General features: G+C 69.9%; 16 protein-coding genes. All 16 read left to right on the top strand.

Going from position 1 to position 18693, the window contains the following annotated elements:
- Positions 1–31 precede the first annotated feature (31 nt).
- The 16 genes from AB0M67_RS03360 (at position 32) to AB0M67_RS03285 (ending at position 18646) form a co-directional block, all read left to right on the top strand.
- Complete coding sequence (locus AB0M67_RS03360; protein WP_365742111.1) at positions 32–940, top strand: alpha/beta hydrolase; 909 nt, start codon at positions 32–34, stop codon at positions 938–940.
- A gap of 65 nt (positions 941–1005) precedes the next feature.
- Positions 1006–1434, top strand: coding sequence for a Rieske (2Fe-2S) protein (locus AB0M67_RS03355; RefSeq protein ID WP_365742109.1), 429 nt, complete (start codon positions 1006–1008; stop codon positions 1432–1434).
- Positions 1435–1498: 64 nt separating this feature from the next.
- On the top strand, positions 1499–3544 hold the full coding sequence (gene uvrC / locus AB0M67_RS03350) for an excinuclease ABC subunit UvrC (RefSeq protein WP_365742107.1): 2046 nt from the start codon (positions 1499–1501) through the stop codon (positions 3542–3544).
- The gene (rapZ, locus tag AB0M67_RS03345) at positions 3537–4475 is read left to right on the top strand and encodes an RNase adapter RapZ (RefSeq protein ID WP_365742105.1); all 939 of its coding nucleotides are present in this window, start codon (positions 3537–3539) and stop codon (positions 4473–4475) included. Before uvrC ends, rapZ begins: the two co-directional genes overlap by 8 nt.
- Positions 4472–5506, top strand: a complete 1035-nt coding sequence (gene yvcK, locus AB0M67_RS03340) for a uridine diphosphate-N-acetylglucosamine-binding protein YvcK (protein WP_365742103.1) — start codon at positions 4472–4474, stop codon at positions 5504–5506. The genes rapZ and yvcK overlap by 4 nt, the downstream gene beginning before the upstream one ends.
- On the top strand, positions 5497–6486 hold the full coding sequence (whiA, locus tag AB0M67_RS03335; RefSeq protein WP_030353658.1) for a DNA-binding protein WhiA: 990 nt from the start codon (positions 5497–5499) through the stop codon (positions 6484–6486). The genes yvcK and whiA overlap by 10 nt, the downstream gene beginning before the upstream one ends.
- A 196-nt stretch (positions 6487–6682) precedes the next feature.
- Positions 6683–9646, top strand: a complete 2964-nt coding sequence (locus AB0M67_RS03330; protein WP_365742100.1) for a M14 family zinc carboxypeptidase — start codon at positions 6683–6685, stop codon at positions 9644–9646.
- A gap of 185 nt (positions 9647–9831) precedes the next feature.
- Positions 9832–10836, top strand: coding sequence for a type I glyceraldehyde-3-phosphate dehydrogenase (gene gap, locus AB0M67_RS03325; RefSeq protein WP_365742098.1), 1005 nt, complete (start codon positions 9832–9834; stop codon positions 10834–10836).
- 125 nt (positions 10837–10961) lie between these two features.
- Positions 10962–12173: a phosphoglycerate kinase gene (locus AB0M67_RS03320; protein WP_365742096.1), complete on the top strand. Its 1212-nt coding sequence runs from the start codon at positions 10962–10964 to the stop codon at positions 12171–12173.
- Between the two features lie 7 nt (positions 12174–12180).
- On the top strand, positions 12181–12975 hold the full coding sequence (tpiA, locus tag AB0M67_RS03315; protein WP_365742094.1) for a triose-phosphate isomerase: 795 nt from the start codon (positions 12181–12183) through the stop codon (positions 12973–12975).
- A 215-nt stretch (positions 12976–13190) separates the two neighbouring features.
- Positions 13191–13421, top strand: coding sequence for a preprotein translocase subunit SecG (gene secG, locus AB0M67_RS03310; protein WP_365742844.1), 231 nt, complete (start codon positions 13191–13193; stop codon positions 13419–13421).
- Positions 13422–13590: 169 nt separating this feature from the next.
- Positions 13591–13926: an RNA polymerase-binding protein RbpA gene (locus AB0M67_RS03305; RefSeq protein ID WP_078615979.1), complete on the top strand. Its 336-nt coding sequence runs from the start codon at positions 13591–13593 to the stop codon at positions 13924–13926.
- 144 nt (positions 13927–14070) lie between these two features.
- Positions 14071–14835, top strand: coding sequence for an MFS transporter (locus AB0M67_RS03300; protein WP_365742092.1), 765 nt, complete (start codon positions 14071–14073; stop codon positions 14833–14835).
- A 58-nt stretch (positions 14836–14893) separates the two neighbouring features.
- Entirely contained in the window at positions 14894–16546 is a 1653-nt protein-coding gene (gene pgi, locus AB0M67_RS03295; RefSeq protein WP_365742842.1) for a glucose-6-phosphate isomerase, read from the top strand.
- 4 nt (positions 16547–16550) lie between these two features.
- Positions 16551–17051: a PH domain-containing protein gene (locus AB0M67_RS03290; RefSeq protein WP_365742090.1), complete on the top strand. Its 501-nt coding sequence runs from the start codon at positions 16551–16553 to the stop codon at positions 17049–17051.
- Entirely contained in the window at positions 17048–18646 is a 1599-nt protein-coding gene (locus AB0M67_RS03285; RefSeq protein WP_365742088.1) for a PH domain-containing protein, read from the top strand. Before AB0M67_RS03290 ends, AB0M67_RS03285 begins: the two co-directional genes overlap by 4 nt.
- The last annotated feature ends 47 nt before the right edge of the window (positions 18647–18693 follow it).

Raw genomic sequence — 18693 nt, 5'->3', positions numbered from 1 at the left:
CCGTCCCTCCCTCACTCGGCACAATCCTGGGATGGACGGGACAGCCGTGACAGGCGACAGGGACGAGACGGTTCTGACGGACGACGGGGTACGGCTCTGGGCCATCCGCACGGGCGGCGGCGCCGGAGAGCCGGTGATCCTCTGCCATGGCGGGCCGGGCCTCTGGGACACCCTGGAGGAGCCGGCCGGGCTGCTCCCCGACACCCCGGCGTACCGCTGGGACCAGCGGGGCTGCGGTCGCTCCCAGCGCTCGGGGCCGTACAGCGTCGACCGCTCGGTGGCCGATCTCGACGACGCCGGGCGTCACTTCGGGCTGGACCGGGTCACGCTGCTCGGCCACTCCTGGGGCGCGCGGCTGGCCCTCGCGTACGCACTGGCCCATCCCGCCCGGGTCAGCGGGCTGATCTATGTCTCGGGCACCGGCATCGACGCCGACTCCACCTGGCATCCGGCGTACAAGGAGGCGTTCCACCGCAGGCTCGGTGCGCGCCCTGGCCACCGGGAGCGCTGGGAGGAACTGCGCGGGCTCGGCGACGGCCGTACGGACGCGCAGGACCGGGAGTACGCGATCCTCCAGTGGTCGGTGGACTTCGCCGATCGCGACCGCGCCCTGGCGCACGCCGAGGCCATGGCGACCCCGTGGTTCGGCGTCAACCACACGTGCAACGCCACCATTGGCGCGGAGCTGCGCCGGCCCGAGGCCACCCATGGGCTACGGGAGCGGTGCGCGGCGCTGCGTGTCCCCGTCCTGATCGTGGACGGGGAGGACGACATCCGGCCCCGGTGGTCCGTGGACTCGCTGGAGAGCGCGCTCCCCGATGTGACCAGGACGACGCTGGCGGGCGCCGGACACCTGCCCTGGACCGAGGACCCGGAGGGTTTCCGGACGGCGGTCGGGGCGTTCCTCGGGGGTGTGCGCCGCCGGGGGGACAGCCGCTGAAGGACCGCCGGAACGGCCCCGGTATCGTCGCGTATGTCACCGACCCCTGACCCAGTGGAGACACCATGGCCGGCCCGTCCGCCGCTCGCCGTACCGTGCTGAAGGGCGCCGCGCTCGCCGGTGCGGCCGGGCTGGGGGCGGCGGCCTGCTCCACCGAGTCGAAGCTGGGCCACGCCGAGAACCCCACCCCCACCGCACCGGTCGACCTCGGCGCGGCGGCGGATGTGCCGGTCGGCGGCGCGAAGCTCTACCGGGAGCAGCGACTGGTGGTGAGCTGCCCCGCGAAGGGGGAGTACAGGGCGTTCGGCGCGCAGTGCACCCACGCGGGCTGCCTCCTGGAGAAGCTGGAGGGCACGGTGGGTGACTGCCCGTGCCACGGCAGCAAGTTCGATGTCACCACCGGCAAGGCGCTACAGGGACCGGCGACCGCGTCACTGCCCGAGGTCCCGATCACGGCGGAGGGCGGCAAGCTCATCGCGGGCCCCCGGGCCTGAGCGTCGTCCCTGGGGGTACCCCGGCGGAGCTCTGCTGTCGGTCCCCGACAGTAGGGTGGACGGCATGGCCGACCCCTCCAGCTACCGCCCCAAGCCGGGACAGATCCCCGACTCGCCGGGGGTCTACAGGTTCCGTGACGACCACCGGCGGGTGATCTATGTCGGGAAGGCGAAGAGCCTGCGTCAACGGCTCGCCAACTACTTCCAGGACCTCGCGGGTCTGCACCCGCGGACCCGCTCCATGGTCACCACCGCCGCGTCCGTCGAGTGGACCGTCGTCTCCACCGAGGTCGAGGCGCTTCAACTGGAGTACTCCTGGATCAAGGAGTACGACCCCCGCTTCAACGTCAAGTACCGCGACGACAAGAGCTATCCGTTCCTCGCCGTCACGCTGAACGAGGAGTTCCCCCGGGTCCAGGTGATGCGCGGCGCCAAGAAGAAGGGCGTGCGCTACTTCGGTCCCTACGGACATGCCTGGGCCATCCGCGAGACCGTCGATCTGATGCTCCGTGTGTTTCCCGTACGGACGTGCTCCGCAGGGGTGTTCAAGAACGCCGCCCGGACCGGCCGCCCCTGTCTCCTCGGCTACATCGGCAAGTGCTCGGCGCCCTGCGTCGGCCGGGTCACCCCCGAGGAACACCGTGAACTGGCCGAGGAGTTCTGCGACTTCATGGCCGGCCGCACCGGCACGTACATCCGCCGCCTTGAGCAGCGGATGACGGAGGCCGCCGAGGAGATGGAGTACGAGAAGGCGGGCCGACTGCGGGACGACATAGGCGCGCTGCGCCGAGCGATGGAGAAGAACGCGGTCGTGCTCGCCGACGCCACGGACGCCGACCTCATCGCGGTGGCCGAGGACGAGCTGGAAGCCGCCGTACAGATCTTCCATGTCCGCGGCGGCCGGGTCCGGGGGCAGCGCGGCTGGGTCACCGACAAGGTCGAGGCCGTGGAGACGGCGGGGCTCGTCGAGCACGCGCTCCAGCAGCTGTACGGGGAGGAGAGCGGCGACGCCGTCCCCAAGGAAGTACTCGTCCCCGCCCTGCCGGAGGACGCGGAGGCCGTCGCCCAGTGGCTCAGCGAGCGCCGCGGGTCCCAGGTCTCGCTGCGGATTCCGCAGCGCGGTGACAAGAAGGACCTGATGGCGACGGTCGGGCGCAATGCCCAGCAGTCGCTGGTCCTGCACAAGACCAAGCGCGCCAGCGATCTCACCACCCGCTCCCGGGCCCTGGAGGAGATCGCGGAGGCCCTTGGTCTGGACAGCGCGCCGCTGCGTATCGAGTGCTTCGACATCTCCCATCTCCAGGGTGACGATGTCGTGGCGTCCATGGTCGTCTTCGAGGACGGCCTCGCCCGTAAGGGTGAATACCGCCGGTTCCAGATCAAGGGGTTCGAGGGCCAGGACGACGTCCGGTCGATGCACGAGGTCATTGGGCGGCGCTTCCGGCGCTATCTCCAGGAGAAGGAGCGGACCGGGGAGTGGCCGGAGGAGCCGGAGCGGCGGGATCGGTCCGAGGACCCCGAGGATCCCTCGGTGGGGCCGGGCCCGCTGGAACGGCTGGAACAGGCAGACCGTGAGGACGACGGCCGCCCCAAGCGCTTCGCCTACCCGCCCCAGCTGGTGGTCGTCGACGGCGGCCAGCCGCAGGTCGCGGCGGCCCAGCGGGCCCTGGACGAGCTGGGCATCGACGATGTCGCCGTCTGCGGTCTCGCCAAGCGCCTCGAAGAGGTCTGGGTGCCCGGCGAAAGCGACCCGGTGGTCCTGCCCCGCTCCAGCGAGGGGCTCTATCTGCTCCAGCGCGTACGGGACGAGGCGCACCGCTTCGCCATCACGTATCAACGCGTCAAGCGGGCCAAGCGCGTCAGGTCCAGCCCACTGGACGATGTGCCGGGCCTCGGCGAGTCCCGGAAACAGTCGCTGATCAAGCATTTCGGCTCGGTGAAGAAGCTGCGGCAGGCGACAATCGACCAGATCTGTGAGGTTCCGGGCGTGGGTCGCAAGACGGCCGAGTCCGTCGTCGTGGCCTTCGCCAAGGCGGCCCCGGCGGCACCTGCCGTGAACACGGCAACAGGAGAGATCATGGAAGACGACGGGGGCAGCACGCATGACTGAGCACGACCGGGACGGAGCAGGGCACGTGAGTACGGGCATCACAAACGAGACGGGTGACGCCGTCGAGGCGGCCATCCCCGAACTGGTGATCATCTCCGGTATGTCGGGCGCCGGCCGCAGCACCGCGGCCAAGTGTCTGGAGGACCTCGGCTGGTTCGTCGTGGACAACCTGCCGCCCGCGCTGATCCCCACCATGGTGGAGCTCGGCGCCCGCTCGCAGGGCAATGTGGCGCGGATCGCGGTCGTGGTCGACGTACGGGGGAGGCGGTTCTTCGACAACCTCCGCGAGTCCCTCGCCGACCTCGACGCCAAGCAGGTGACCCGGCGGGTCGTCTTCCTGGAGTCCTCCGACGAGGCGCTGGTGCGCCGCTTCGAATCCGTACGGCGTCCGCACCCCCTCCAGGGCGACGGCCGGATCGTCGACGGCATCGAGGCGGAGCGGGAGCTGCTGCGCGAGCTGCGCGGTGACGCGGATCTGGTGATCGACACCTCCAGCCTCAACGTCCATGAGCTGCGCGCCAAGATGGACGCCCAGTTCGCCGGGGACGAGAAGCCGGAGCTGCGGGCCACCGTCATGTCGTTCGGCTACAAGTACGGTCTGCCGGTCGACGCCGACCTGGTGGTCGACTGCCGCTTCCTGCCCAACCCGCACTGGGTCCCCGAGCTGCGGCCCTTCACCGGGCTCAACGAGGAGGTGTCCGCGTATGTCTTCAACCAGCCGGGCGCCAAGGAGTTCCTCGACCGCTACACCGAGCTGCTCCAGCTGATCGCCGCGGGCTACCGCCGCGAGGGCAAGCGCTATGTGACCGTCGCCGTGGGCTGTACCGGCGGCAAACACCGTTCCGTCGCCATGTCCGAGCGGCTCGGCGCGCGCCTCGCCTCCGAAGGCATCGAGACCGTCGTCGTCCACCGGGACATGGGGCGCGAGTGACCGGACGCACCTTCCGCATGCGCCGGCTGCGCAGGGGTGTCCCCGCGCTGTCGGCGCGGGGGCGTGGCGCTCAGCCCAAGGTCGTCGCGCTCGGCGGTGGAATGGGCCTGTCCGCCTCCCTCGCGGCGCTCCGCCGGATCACCGGCGATCTCACCGCCGTCGTCACCGTCGCCGACGACGGCGGCTCCAGCGGCCGGCTCAGGGAGGAGCTGGGTGTTCTGCCACCCGGCGATCTGCGCAAGGCCCTGGCGGCGCTCTGTGGCGACGACGACTGGGGCCAGACCTGGGCGCGGGTGATCCAGCACCGCTTCCAGTCGCAGGGCGACCTCCATGAGCACGCGGTGGGCAATCTGCTGATCGTCGCCCTCTGGGAGCAGCTGGGCGACCATGTGCAGGCCCTCGATCTGGTCGGCAAGCTCCTGGGGGCACACGGCCGGGTGCTGCCCATGTCCGCCGTACCGCTGGAGCTCCAGGCGCTCGTACGGGGCCATGACCCGGCGCGCCCCGACCAGGTCGACACGGTGCGTGGCCAGGCCACCGTCGCGCTCACCCGCGGTGAGGTGCAGTCCGTCCATCTGGTGCCGCACGACCCGCCGGCCGTCCCCGAGGCGGTCGCCGCGGTGCTGGACGCCGACTGGGTGGTGCTCGGCCCCGGCTCCTGGTTCTCCTCGGTGATCCCGCATCTTCTGGTGCCCGAACTGCTCGACGCGCTCGTCGAGACGAAGGCGCGCCGGGTCCTCTCGCTGAACCTCGCACCGCAACCCGGTGAAACCGAAGGCTTCTCACCGCAGCGTCATTTGGAGGTTTTGGGGCGACACGCCCCTAAACTCGCCCTGGACGCGGTGCTGGCCGACCAGGCCGCCGTGCCCGACCGCGAATCACTCTCCGATGCCGCCAAGCGGTTCGGTGCCGCGGTCGAGCTGGCGCCGGTGGCAGCGCCCGACGGTTCCCCGGTCCATGATCCGGAGCTGTTGGCAGCCGCGTACGACCGTATTTTTCGGATGCATGGAAGGATCGGCCCATGGCGATGACGCCAGCGGTGAAGGACGAGATCGCCCGCCTCCCCGTCACCCGGACGTGCTGCAGGAAGGCTGAGGTCTCGGCGATCCTCCGGTTCGCGGGCGGGCTGCACCTGGTGAGCGGCCGCATTGTGATCGAGGCGGAGCTGGACACCAGCATCGCCGCGCGCCGGCTCCGCAAGGACATCCTGGAGATCTTCGGGCACAACTCCGAGCTCGTCGTGATGGCCCCGGGCGGACTGCGCCGCGGCAGCCGTTACGTCGTACGGGTGATTACGGGCGGTGATCAGCTGGCCCGGCAGACCGGACTGGTCGACGGCCGTGGCCGCCCGATCCGCGGACTGCCCCCGCAAGTCGTCTCCGGTGCCACCTGTGACGCGGAGGCGGCCTGGCGCGGCGCGTTCCTGGCGCACGGCTCGCTCACCGAGCCCGGCCGCTCCTCCTCGCTGGAGGTGACGTGCCCGGGCCCCGAGGCGGCCCTCGCGCTGGTCGGTGCCGCCCGCAGGCTCCAGATCGCCGCCAAGGCCCGTGAGGTGCGCGGGGTGGACCGGGTGGTCGTACGGGACGGCGACGCGATCGGCGCGCTGCTGACCCGGCTCGGCGCCCATGAGTCGGTGCTGGCCTGGGAGGAGCGGCGGATGCGCCGCGAGGTCCGCGCCACGGCCAACCGCCTCGCCAACTTCGACGACGCGAATCTGCGCCGGTCCGCGCGGGCCGCCGTCGCGGCCGGCGCCCGGGTCCAGCGCGCGCTGGAGATCCTTGGTGAGGAGGTGCCCGAGCATCTCGCCGCCGCGGGCCGGCTGCGGATGGAGCACAAGCAGGCCTCCCTGGAGGAGCTGGGCGCGCTCGCGGACCCGCCGCTCACCAAGGACGCGGTCGCGGGCCGGATCCGGCGGCTGCTGGCCATGGCCGACAAGCGGGCACAGGACCTCGGGATTCCGGGTACGGAGTCCAATCTGAGCGAGGATCTGGCCGACGGGCTCGTCGGCTGAGCCGGACGAGCAGGTCTCCGGACGAGGACGAGTAAGTCTCTGGACGGTCCGAAGTCCCCAACTGCCCGCTGCCGACGCCGAATAGGTGTCGGCAGCAGGCATTTTGCCGCCCATCGACACACCCTTGACATGATCATGGAGGGTGGTGAGCCTGGCGTCTGTCCACGGATGTGGCAGACAACAGCAAGGGGGGCACATGAGACGAAGAGCGGGATCGATCCTCGCGGCGGGCGCGCTGCTGCTGGCGGGCATCACGGCGGCACCCATCGCCCAGGCACGGCCCGGAGACGCGCCGGGAGCCGAGGCGGCACCGGGCGCGGACGCGGTGAAGGTCTTCGACGCCGAGGTCACCAAGGAGCAGATACCGCTGCTTCTCGCGGCCGGCCAGGACGCCCATGAACTGACGGAACGAGCTCCCGAGAAGGGGACGGCGAACGTCGAGCTGTTCCTCACCGACGCGCAGGCGCGCGCCCTCGCGAAGCAGGGTGTCGAGGCCACCGAACGGAAGGTCCCCGCGAAGGCCGACGCACGGCTGCGGGCGGCGGGGGACGGGGTGTTCCGCCCGTACAGCGGCGCGGGCAACCTCCAGGAGGAGATCGTCGAGACCGGGCAGGCCAACCCCCGGATCGCCAAGGTCGTCTCCATCGGCAAGAGCCTCAACGGCCAGGACATCCTGGCCCTCAAGCTCAGCAAGGGCGCGCGGACGACCAAGGACGGGGCCAAGCCGTCCGTGCTGTACATGTCCAACCAGCACGCCAGGGAGTGGATCACTCCCGAGATGACCCGTCGGCTGATGCACCACTACGTCGACAACTACGGCAAGGATCAGCGGATCACCAAGATCGTCGACTCCACCGAGCTGTGGTTCGTCCTCTCCGCCAACCCCGACGGCTACGACTACACCCACAGCTCGGACAGCGCCCGGCTGTGGCGCAAGAACCTCCGGGACGTGGACGGCGACGGAAAGATCGCCGCCGGCGACGGCGTCGACCTCAACCGGAACTTCCCCTACAAGTGGGGCTATGACGACGAGGGCTCCTCGCCCCGGCCCGCCAGTGAGACCTACCGCGGCGCCGGACCCGGCTCCGAGCCCGAGACCCAGGCGATCGACCGCTTCCAGAAGCGCATCGGCTTCGACTACGGCATCAACTACCACTCCGCCGCCGAACTGCTGCTCTACGGCGTGGGCTGGCAGGTCGCCACCCCGACACCCGACGACGTGCTCTACAAGGCGCTCGCCGGCACCCCCGAGAACTCCGCGGTCCCCGGCTACTACCCGCAGGTCTCCTCCGAGCTGTACACCACCAACGGTGAGGCCGACGGGCACGCGGCGAACGTCAACGGAACGATGATGTTCACCCCGGAGATGACCACCTGCCAGACCGCGTCAGCCATCGACCCGGACGACGCCTGGGAGGCCAGGGACTGCCGGTCCGGCTTCAACTTCCCCGACGACGAGAAGCTGATCCAGGACGAGTTCGCCAAGAACGTCCCCTTCGCGCTCTCCGTCGCCGAGACCGCCGCCCACCCCGACCAGCCGTCCTCCTCGGTCGGTCTGGCCGCCCCCGACTTCACCCCCGACCCGTTCACCACCTCGTACGCGCGCGGCGCCGACCAGGAGGTCTCGGTCACCGCCCGCAAGTCGGTCCGGGACAAGGAGCTCAACTACCGCGTCAACGGCGGCCGTACGCACGACGAGGACCTCAAGGCCTGGAAGGGCGGCGAGACATACGGAGGCGAGGACAACCTCCACTTCGACGAGTACCGCGCCGAGATCGAGGACGCCCGTCCGGGTGACACGGTCGAGGTCTGGTTCACCGGACGGACGAAGAGCGGAAAACCCACCTCCAGTGAGCGCTTCCGCTACACCGTGGCCGAACGCCCCCGCGCCGACACGCTCGTGATCGCCGAGGAGGGCGCGCCCGCGCAGCAACTCCGCGCCTACACCGACGCCCTGCGCGCCAACGGCCGTACCGCGGCCGTCTGGGATGTCGCCACCCAGGGCGCACCCCACCCGCTGGGCGTCCTCGGCCACTTCTCCACCGTGGTCCACTACACCGGCGCGGCGGCCCCGGGCGGCCCCACACAGCTGGCCTTGCGCGCCTTCCTCAACGAGGGCGGCAAGCTGATCGAGGCCGGCCGGCGCGCGGGCGGCAACGCCCAGGTCGGACGGACCCTGACCAACGACTTCAGCCAGTACTACCTGGGCGCCTACGGACGGACGTCCGTGCCGGGCGCCACCGGCTTCTCCGGTACGGGAGCGCTCGCGGGCGCGGCCGGATCGCTCGCCGGGCTGCCCGGCAACCCGCTGGACCCCGCGGGCTCCTACACCGTCACCTCCGATGTCCTCGACCCGAAGGAATTCCCGCAGTTCAGGAGCGCCGAGTCGGGCTCGTACACGGGGGTCACGAACCCGTACGCCCCCTACTCGGGGCAGTGGATGGCGGCGGCCCTCCACCAGGACAACGAATGGAGCCGGCTCACCCGCACCGTCGATCTCACGGGTGTCAGCGCCGCCGACAAGCCCGCCCTCCGCTTCGCGCTCAACTGGAACACGGAGCAGGGGTACGACCACGCCGTCCTGGAGGCCCGTACCGCGGGGGCCGAGGACTGGACCACCCTTCCCGAGGCGGGCGGGGCGACCAGCGCGGCCGTCCCCGCCGAGTGCGCGGCCGGGTTCTATCTCGAAGGCCATCCCTTCCTCGACCACTATCTGACCCTCGGCGCGGACGGCTGCGCGGCGACCGGGACCAGCGGTTCCTGGAACAGCTTCACCGGCAGCTCGAACGGCTGGCGTCAGGTCTCCTTCGATCTGAGCGCCTACGCGGGCAAGAAGGCCGAGATCTCGCTCGCCTACATCACCGACCCCGGCAGCGGCGGCCTCGGGCTCTTCGCGGACGACGCGAGGCTCGTGGTGGGTGGCGCGGACCGTGAGTCCGAGGGCTTCGAGACCTCCCTCGGGGTCTGGACCACGCCAGGGGCGCCGTCCGGGAGCCCGGCCGTGGCGGGGGACTGGGCACGCTCCCAGGAGCTGTTCACCTCGTATGCCTCGGTCACTACGCGTAACACCGTTCTGTTCGGTTTCGGTCTGGAGCATGTCCCGGACGCCGGGGAGCGCGCGGCGCTGCTCGGCAAGGCGCTGCGGGCCCTGCGCCACTGAGCCCTTGGACACCGGGTCCGCGGTGGCTCGTCAACCCGTACCGACGGGTTCGGGCCCCCGCGGGCCCGCGGGGGCCACTCGATGTCACCGCGCGGCCCGTGGAGGGGTAGGGTCATAAGCGGTCGGGGACATCCCATACAACTCGCCGGCGTCGAAACCCGGCGTACCAACGAGGAGATCGGTTCGTGACGATCCGCGTAGGCATCAACGGCTTTGGCCGCATCGGTCGTAACTACTTCCGCGCGCTGCTGGAGCAGGGTGCAGACATCGAGATCGTGGCTGTCAACGACCTGGGTGACACTGCGACCACGGCGCATCTGCTGAAGTACGACACCATCCTGGGCCGCCTCAAGGCCGAGGTGACCCACACCGCCGACACGATCACGGTCGACGGCCACACCATCAAGGTGCTCTCGGAGCGCAACCCGGCCGACATCCCCTGGGGTGAGCTGGGTGTCGACATCGTCATCGAGTCGACCGGCATCTTCACCAAGAAGGCCGACGCCTCGAAGCACATCGAGGGTGGCGCCAAGAAGGTCCTCATCTCGGCTCCGGCCAAGGACGAGGACATCACGATCGTGATGGGCGTCAACCAGGACAAGTACGACGCGGCCAACCACCACGTCATCTCGAACGCCTCCTGTACCACCAACTGTGTGGCGCCGATGGCCAAGGTTCTCCTGGAGAACTTCGGCATCGTCAAGGGCATGATGACGACGGTCCACGCGTACACCAACGACCAGCGCATCCTGGACTTCCCGCACAAGGACCTGCGCCGTGCGCGTGCCGCCGCGGAGAACATCATCCCGACCACCACCGGTGCCGCCAAGGCCACCGCGCTGGTGATCCCGGAGCTGGCGGGCAAGCTCGACGGCATCGCGATGCGTGTCCCGGTCCCGACGGGTTCCGTCACCGACCTGGTCATCGAGCTGGAGCGCGAGGTGACCAAGGACGAGGTCAACACCGCGTTCCAGAAGGCCGCCGAGGGCCAGCTCAAGGGCATCCTGGACTACACCGAGGACCAGATCGTCTCCTCGGACATCGTCAACTGGCCCGCCTCCTGCACGTTCGACTCCTCCCTGACCATGGTCCAGGGCAAGAACGTCAAGGTCATCGGCTGGTACGACAACGAGTGGGGCTACTCCAACCGTCTGGTCGACCTGACCGTCTTCGTCGGCGACCAGCTCTGATCCGGAGTCGCTGAGTTCAGGGCCGGTAGGCATCTCGGTATGAGCGACAGGGCTCGGTCGGCGCACAAGCGGCGCTGTTCGAGCCCTGTTGGCCTGTCCAGACATTCCAAGGAGTCCCGCAGCAGATGAAGACGATCGACGAACTTCTCGCCGAAGGGGTCGCCGGAAAGCGCGTATTCGTCCGCGCCGACCTCAATGTGCCGCTCGCCGGCACCACCATTACCGACGACGGCCGTATCCGGGCCGTACAGCCGACGATCGCCAGGCTCGCCGAAGCCGGCGCCCGGGTGATCGTCGCCTCCCACCTGGGCCGCCCCAAGGGCGCGCCGGACCCCGCCTTCTCGCTCGCCCCCGCCGCCGCGCGCCTCGGTGAACTCCTGGGCGCCGACGTGGCGTTCGCGACCGACACGGTCGGCGAGTCCGCCAAGGCCGTGGTCGCGGCACTCGCCGACGGCCAGGTCGCCGTCCTGGAGAACCTCCGCTTCAACCCGGGCGAGACCTCGAAGGACGACGCCGAGCGCGGCGCCTTCGCCGACCAGCTCGCCGAGCTGGCCGATCTCTATGTGGGCGACGGCTTCGGAGCGGTGCACCGCAAGCACGCCTCCGTCTACGACCTGCCGGCGCGCCTGCCGCACGCCGCGGGCTATCTGATCGCCACCGAGGTCGGTGTGCTCAAGAAGCTCACCGACGACGTCAAGCGGCCCTACGCCGTGGTCCTCGGCGGTGCCAAGGTCTCCGACAAGCTCGCGGTCATCGACCATCTCCTGGAGAAGGCCGACCGCATCCTGGTCGGCGGCGGAATGGTCTTCACCTTCCTCAAGGCACAGGGGTACGAGACCGGCTCCTCGCTGCTCCAGGAGGACCAGATCCCGGCGGTCCAGGAGTATCTGCGGCGGGCCGACGAGCGCGGGGTGGAGTTCGTGCTCCCCGTGGACGTCCTGGTCGGGGCGGAGTTCCCGGACCTTCGGACCAAGGCTCCGGCCCACCCCACGACGGTGGCCGCGGACGCCATTCCGGCCGGACAGATGGGCCTGGACATCGGCCCCGAGACCGGCCGTCTGTACGCCTCGAAGCTCGCCGACGCGGAGACCGTCTTCTGGAACGGTCCCATGGGCGTCTTCGAGCACCCCGACTACGCCGAGGGCACCAAGGCCGTCGCCCAGGCGCTCGTCGACTCCCCGGGCTTCACCGTCGTCGGCGGTGGCGACTCCGCCGCCGCGGTCCGGATCCTGGGATTCGACGAGAAGGCATTCGGCCATATCTCGACCGGTGGTGGCGCGAGCCTCGAATATCTTGAGGGCAAGACGCTCCCCGGCCTCGCGGCACTGGAGGACTGACCCCCGTATGACTGCTTCATCCGAAAAAGCCGGCCGTACCCCGCTGATGGCGGGCAACTGGAAGATGAACCTCAACCACCTTGAGGCCATCGCGCATGTCCAGAAGCTCGCCTTCGCGCTGACCGACAAGGACTACGACGCCGTCGAGGTCGCCGTCCTGGCGCCCTTCACCGACCTGCGGTCCGTGCAGACCCTGGTCGACGGCGACAAGCTCAAGATCAAGTACGGTGCCCAGGACATCTCGGCGCATGACTCCGGCGCGTACACCGGTGAGATCTCGGGCCCGATGCTGTCGAAGCTGAAGTGCACCTACGTCGCCGTGGGTCACTCCGAGCGACGGCAGTACCACGCCGAGACGGACGAGATCTGCAACGCCAAGGTGAAGGCAGCGTTCAAGTACGGTCTGACCCCGATCCTCTGTGTCGGCGAGGGCCTGGACATCCGCAAGGCGGGTCAGCAGGTCGAGCACACCCTGAACCAGCTCGACGGCGGTCTCAAGGACGTACCGGCCGACCAGGCCGAGTCCGTCGTGATCGCGTACGAGCCGGTGTGGGCCATCGGCACCGGCGAGGTCGCCACCCCTGAGGACGCCCAGGAGGTCTGCGGGGCGATCCGCGGCCGGCTGGCCGAGCTGTACTCGCGGGAGCTGGCCGACGCGGTCCGTATCCAGTACGGCGGCTCGGTGAAGTCCGGGAATGTGGCCGCGATCATGGCGCAGCCCGATGTGGACGGTGCCCTGGTGGGCGGCGCGGCGCTGGACGCCGACGAGTTCGTCAAGATCGTACGCTTCCGCGACCAGTAAGTATGCGGTAGCACGGATCCGTCGTACCCTGGCGGGGGCCGAGTGGACGCCGTCCGTATATGTGTGGCGCGACCATGCGTATCGGAGGCGGCCGATCGGTCCCCGTCGTACGTTTCGTGCTGTTCGTTCTGTTCGTCCTGTGTCGTTCGTTCTCAGTGGTTCGTTTTCAGTCCTGTCGGTCCTGTCAGTCCGAGGAAGTTGGTCCAGCCGTGGTTATGGGGTTCTCGATCGCCCTCATCGTCTTCAGCCTGCTGATGATGCTGCTGGTGCTGATGCACAAGGGGAAGGGCGGCGGCCTCTCCGACATGTTCGGTGGCGGAATGCAGTCGTCCGTCGGTGGTTCCTCCGTCGCGGAGCGTAACCTCGACCGCATCACCGTGGTTGTCGGTCTGCTGTGGTTCGCGTGCATTGTCGTTCTCGGTCTGGTGCTCAAGCTCGACAGCTGACCGTACGCGGTACGGCGGCGCGGGCGCGGCCTATCATGGGTTCCGCGCCCGTCGGCAAGGGGGTAACTCCCTTCACTGGACGCGCGTTGGGCCTTACGTAGACTGGGGCGCCCGGCAGCGGAGCTGCCTCTCGATGCTTTGCGGCACCATCACGCAGGGAGTTACGACCGTGGCAAGTGGCAACGCGATCCGGGGAAGCCGGGTCGGAGCGGGGCCGATGGGTGAGGCCGAGCGTGGCGAGTCCGCGCCCCGCCTGCGCATCTCCTTCTGGTGCTCGAACGGGCACGAGACGGTGCCGAGCTTCGCCAGTGACGCACAGGTTCCGGAGACGTGGGACTGCCCGCGCTGCGGATTCCCGGCCGGTCAGGACCGGGACAATCCGCCGGACCCGCCGCGCACCGAGCCGTACAAGACGCACCTCGCCTATGTACGGGAACGGCGCAGCGACGCGGACGGCGAAGCGATCCTCGCCGAAGCGCTCGCCAAACTGCGCGGCGAGATCTAGACAGCTATTCCGGCCGGACACCCAACAGGTGTCCGGCCGAACCGTTTCTGTCCTCCTTTGCCCCCTTCTGGGGTGTTGGCTGAGGCGGTCGCGTTGTCAGTGGCACCACCTACGGTCTGAATCAGTGGACCGGAAGGGGGAGTTGTGACGGCGCTCGAAGCCCTGGACGTAACGACGCCCGCGTGGCGCGGCGGTTTCGGCCGGCTGTGGTCGGCCGCGGTCGTCTCGCGGTTCGGTGACGCGCTGCGAACAGCCGCCCTCCCGCTGCTCGCCGCCTCGCTACGGGCCGAGCCGCCTGAGCGGGCGCACCGGAAGAAGGGCTCCACACTGCGCCGTGAGATCGCCGAGGGGATACGCACCCTGTGGCGGGACCGCACGCTGCGCGGGCTGTGTCTGGCGACGACGTTCTGCAATATCGGGATGGGCGCCCTGATCGCCACACTGGTCCTGCATGTCACGGGCTGGCTGGGCGCGGGGAACGGCGGATATGCCCTGACCCTCACCGCCTACGGGGTGGGGAGCGTGGTGGGCGGGCTGCTCGCCAAGAGGCTCGCCGAGCGGATGGGCCGCATACGTGCCGTCTTCCTCGCGGGGGCCGTCCAGACCGGCTGTCTGGTCGCGCTGGGAACGGTGCGCGAGACGTGGGCGGCGATCGTCTGCCTCGGTGTCTTCGGCGTCATGGGCATGGTGTGGAATGTGAGCCAGGCGACGCTGCTGCAGCAGCGTGGCCCCACCGAGATGCTGGGCCGGATCAGCGCGGCGTTCCGTACGCTCGCCCTCGCCGGGGCGCCGCTCGGGGCGCTGCTCGGTGGCGCGGCGGCGGTCGGCTGGGGGCTCAACACCCCCGCTCTGCTGGCGGCCGGGCTGTTCGTGCTCGCCGCCGCGTCGTTGGGTCCCCTGATCAATTAGGTTGGTCGGGCAACAGGGCATGCACGCAGGCACGAGAAGAAGTGGGCTGATGTCCGAGATGAACGCGGAAAGCCGTACGAGGCTGACCCGGACGCCCGAGTGGGACGCACTGGGCAAGCACCGGGAGCAGCTGGGGCAGACGCATCTGCGGGAGCTGTTCGCCGCCGACCCGGCGCGCGGCGCCGGCTACACCCTCCAGGTGGGCGACCTCTACCTGGACTACTCCAAGCATCTGGTGACCGATGTGACGCTGGCGCTGCTGCGCGAGCTGGCCGCCGCCACCGGGGTCGCCGAGCTGCGGGACGCGATGTTCCGCGGCGAGAAGATCAACACCACCGAGGACCGCGCCGTGCTGCACACGGCGCTGCGTGCCCCGCGTGACGCCGTCATCGAGGTCGACGGCGAGAATGTCGTACCGGCGGTGCACGCCGTGCTCGACAAGATGAGCGCCTTCGCCGACCGGGTCAGGTCCGGCGAATGGACCGGCCACACCGGCCGGCCGATCAAGAACGTGATCAATGTCGGCATCGGCGGCTCCGACCTCGGGCCCGCCATGGCGTACGAGGTGCTTCGGTCCTTCACCGACCGCGCGCTGACGGTGCGGTTCGTCTCCAATGTCGACGGAGCCGATCTGCACGAGGCCGTACGGGACTTGGACCCGGCCGAGACGCTGTTCATCATCGCGTCCAAGACCTTCACCACCATCGAGACCATCACCAACGCCACCTCCGCGCGCGACTGGCTGCTCAGTGGGCTCGGGGCCGGACAGGAAGCCGTCGCCAAGCACTTCGTGGCACTCTCCACGAACGGCGCGAAGGTCTCCGAGTTCGGTATCGACACGGCCAATATGTTCGAGTTCTGGGACTGGGTCGGCGGACGCTACTCGTACGACTCGGCCATCGGGCTCTCGCTGATGATCGCGATCGGTCCCGACCGGTTCCGCGAGATGCTCGACGGCTTCCACCTCGTCGACGAGCACTTCCGCACCGCCCCCCCGGAGGCCAACGCGCCGCTGCTGCTCGGGCTGCTGGGCGTCTGGTACGGGGCGTTCTTCGACGCCCAGTCGCATGCCGTCCTCCCGTACAGCCACTATCTGTCGAAGTTCACCGCCTACCTCCAGCAGCTGGACATGGAGTCCAACGGCAAGTCGGTGGACCGCGACGGCAATCCGGTCGACTGGCAGACCGGGCCCGTGGTCTGGGGCACGCCGGGCACCAACGGGCAGCACGCGTACTACCAGTTGATCCACCAGGGCACGAAGATCATCCCGGCCGACTTCATCGGCTTCGCCCGGCCCGTCGCGGATCTGGCGCCCGGACTCGTCGCGCAGCATGATCTGCTCATGGCCAACTTCTTCGCCCAGACCCAGGCGCTCGCCTTCGGCAAGACGCCTGACGAGGTACGGGCCGAGGGGGTGGCGGAGAAGCTGGTGCCGCACAAGACGTTCCGCGGCAACCACCCGACGACCACCATCCTCGCCGAGGAGCTCACCCCGTCCGTCCTGGGCCAGCTGATCGCGCTCTACGAGCACAAGGTGTTCGTCCAGGGCGCCATCTGGAACATCGACTCCTTCGACCAGTGGGGCGTCGAGCTGGGCAAGGTCCTCGCCAAGAAGATCGAGCCCGTCCTCACCGGCGACGAGCCGGGCGAGGGGCTGGACTCCTCGACCGCCACGCTGGTCGAGGCGTACCGCTCGTTGCGGGGGCGCTGAGCCGATGACGGGGGAGGGGGGCCGGCGGCTGCGCCCGCCGAACAACACGCTGGACAGGCGTGCCATCGGGTGGTGGCGCACGCGGTGGCTGCTGCTGACCGTGGCGCCGGTGGGGGTACTGGTCCTGCTCGGGGCGCTCATCACCCCGGCACGGACATGGCTGCTGGTCCCCGCCGTCGTGCTGGCGGTGCTCGGGCTGGCCTGTACGGCACTGATACCCATGTGGTCGTTCAGGGTGCACCGCTGGGAGGTGACGGACGAGGCCGTCTACGTCCGCACCGGCTTCTTCTGGCGGAAGTGGCGGATCGCGCCGATGTCCCGGATCCAGACCGTGGACACCGTGCGCGGTCCGCTGGAGCAGCTGTTCAGGCTCTCCACGGTGACCGTCACGACCGCGTCCGCCAAGGGCGCCGTGCGGATCGCGGGGCTCGACCATGAACTGGCCGCGGGGCTGGCCGAGCAGCTGACGCACATCACCCAGGCCACTCCGGGGGACGCGACATGAGCGAGCCCGCGGAGTCCGGGGGGCCCGCGGAGGGGGAGTGGCGGCGGCTGGACCGGCGTACGCTCCTGGTCACCGCGGTGCTCATGATCGGCGTCGCCGTAGTCGCCGGTGTGCCGTCCTTCGTCGGCATGGCCGGCGGCCTGGGGTCGCTGAAGGCGATCGGCTGGGTGTCGGCCGGTGCCGTGCTGCTGATCGTCTGCGTCATGGGCGCGGACTACATACGGTGGCGCCGCACCCGCTACCGGATAGGAGCCGAGCGCGCCGAACTCCACACCGGACTGTTCCTGCTGAAACGCCGGTCGCTGGCCCGTGAGCGAATACGGAGCGTCGACCTGACGGCCCATCCCCTGCTCCGGGTCCTCGGGCTGGTGAAGGTCCGGATCGGCACCGGCGAGCAGGCCGGCGGGGAATCCACGCTGGAACTCGACCCCGTCACCCGCGCCGAGGGCGAGTGGCTCAGAAGCGAGCTGCTCGACCGGATCCCCGAGACGTCCGGGGCGTACAGCGACGGCACGCTGGCTTCCTTCGACCGGCAGTGGATCCGGTACGCGCCGCTCTCCTTCGTCGCTCCGCTGCTCGGTGCCTCGGCGGCCGGCGGACTGGTGCAGCTCAGCGACTGGGTCGGCATGCAGCTGAGGCTGTTCGAATGGCTGGGCGACTACTTCCGGACCGCCTCGATCCTCTGGGGGAGCGTGATCCTGCTCGCCGTGCTGGCCCTCGTGGGCGTCATAGGGTCACTGGGCCTGTGGATCGAGATGTGGTGGAACTACCGCCTTGAGCGGGAGCCCGGCCGTACGCTCCGGGTCCGCCGCGGACTGCTCACCTCCCGCTCCATCTCCATCGAGGAGCGCCGGCTGCGCGGTGTGGAGCTGGTCGAGCCGCTGGGGGTCCGGATGGCGGGCGCGGCCAGGGTGGACGCGGTCGCCACCGGTCTCGCGCAGGAGGAAGAGGACGGGCACAGCGACAATAAGACGCTGCTGCCGGCCGCGCCCCGGGCGCTGGCCGACGCGGTGGCGGCGCAGGTACTGCGCGAGCCCGTGTCCCCGACGAGCAGCGTGACCCTGCTCCCGCACCCGCGTGCCGCGCGTGGGCGCCGGCTGCGCTGGTCCCTTGCGTATGCCCTGCTGCCGGTCGTCGTCCTCGCCGTCCTCGGTCTGCTGCTGACCGATGTGCTGCTCTCCGTCGCGGCGGTCTGCGCGGTGATCCTGCTGCCCGTGGCCGTACTGTTCGCCCTGGACGCCTACCGCAACCTGGGCCATGGCCTCAGCGGCGGCTATCTCGTGGCCCGCTCCGGCACGGTGCGCCGCGCGACGGTCGCCCTCCAGCGCGGTGGTGTGATCGGCTGGACGGTCAAGCAGTCGTACTTCCAGCGCCGCGCGGGCCTGCTGACGCTAACGGCGACCACCGCCGCGGGCGCGGGCGCGTACCACGTGTACGACGCGGCGTGGGGCGAGGGCCTGGCCTTCGCGGACGAGGCGGTTCCGGGCCTGCTGACGCCGTTCCTGGAGCCGGTGCCGGTGCCGGTGCCGGTGCCGGAGCGCGAGCCGGTGCCGGAGCGCGAGCCGGACCAGGACGGGACGCCTCGCGAAACGTAAGAACGTAAGAGACACGGCACGCGCACGCGTCGCGGCCCGGTCCGCCG

It is taken from the genome of Streptomyces sp. NPDC051662 (genome assembly GCF_040681655.1).
GTDB lineage: Bacteria > Actinomycetota > Actinomycetes > Streptomycetales > Streptomycetaceae > Streptomyces.
Note: the sequence above shows the minus strand (reverse complement) of the source record. Positions and strands in the feature narration are given on the sequence as shown.

What these genes read in the sequence shown, in the direction of transcription:
- pgi (WP_365742842.1), top strand. Translation starts at nt 14,894, where the DNA reads ATGAACGCGGAAAGCCGTACGAGGCTGACCCGGACGCCCGAGTGGGAC.
- secG (WP_365742844.1), top strand. Translation starts at nt 13,191, where the DNA reads ATGGGGTTCTCGATCGCCCTCATCGTCTTCAGCCTGCTGATGATGCTG.
- AB0M67_RS03320 (WP_365742096.1), top strand. Translation starts at nt 10,962, where the DNA reads ATGAAGACGATCGACGAACTTCTCGCCGAAGGGGTCGCCGGAAAGCGC.
- AB0M67_RS03285 (WP_365742088.1), top strand. Translation starts at nt 17,048, where the DNA reads ATGAGCGAGCCCGCGGAGTCCGGGGGGCCCGCGGAGGGGGAGTGGCGG.
- uvrC (WP_365742107.1), top strand. Translation starts at nt 1,499, where the DNA reads ATGGCCGACCCCTCCAGCTACCGCCCCAAGCCGGGACAGATCCCCGAC.
- AB0M67_RS03355 (WP_365742109.1), top strand. Translation starts at nt 1,006, where the DNA reads ATGGCCGGCCCGTCCGCCGCTCGCCGTACCGTGCTGAAGGGCGCCGCG.
- rapZ (WP_365742105.1), top strand. Translation starts at nt 3,537, where the DNA reads ATGACTGAGCACGACCGGGACGGAGCAGGGCACGTGAGTACGGGCATC.
- AB0M67_RS03360 (WP_365742111.1), top strand. Translation starts at nt 32, where the DNA reads ATGGACGGGACAGCCGTGACAGGCGACAGGGACGAGACGGTTCTGACG.
- AB0M67_RS03290 (WP_365742090.1), top strand. Translation starts at nt 16,551, where the DNA reads ATGACGGGGGAGGGGGGCCGGCGGCTGCGCCCGCCGAACAACACGCTG.
- whiA (WP_030353658.1), top strand. Translation starts at nt 5,497, where the DNA reads ATGGCGATGACGCCAGCGGTGAAGGACGAGATCGCCCGCCTCCCCGTC.
- tpiA (WP_365742094.1), top strand. Translation starts at nt 12,181, where the DNA reads ATGACTGCTTCATCCGAAAAAGCCGGCCGTACCCCGCTGATGGCGGGC.
- AB0M67_RS03330 (WP_365742100.1), top strand. Translation starts at nt 6,683, where the DNA reads ATGAGACGAAGAGCGGGATCGATCCTCGCGGCGGGCGCGCTGCTGCTG.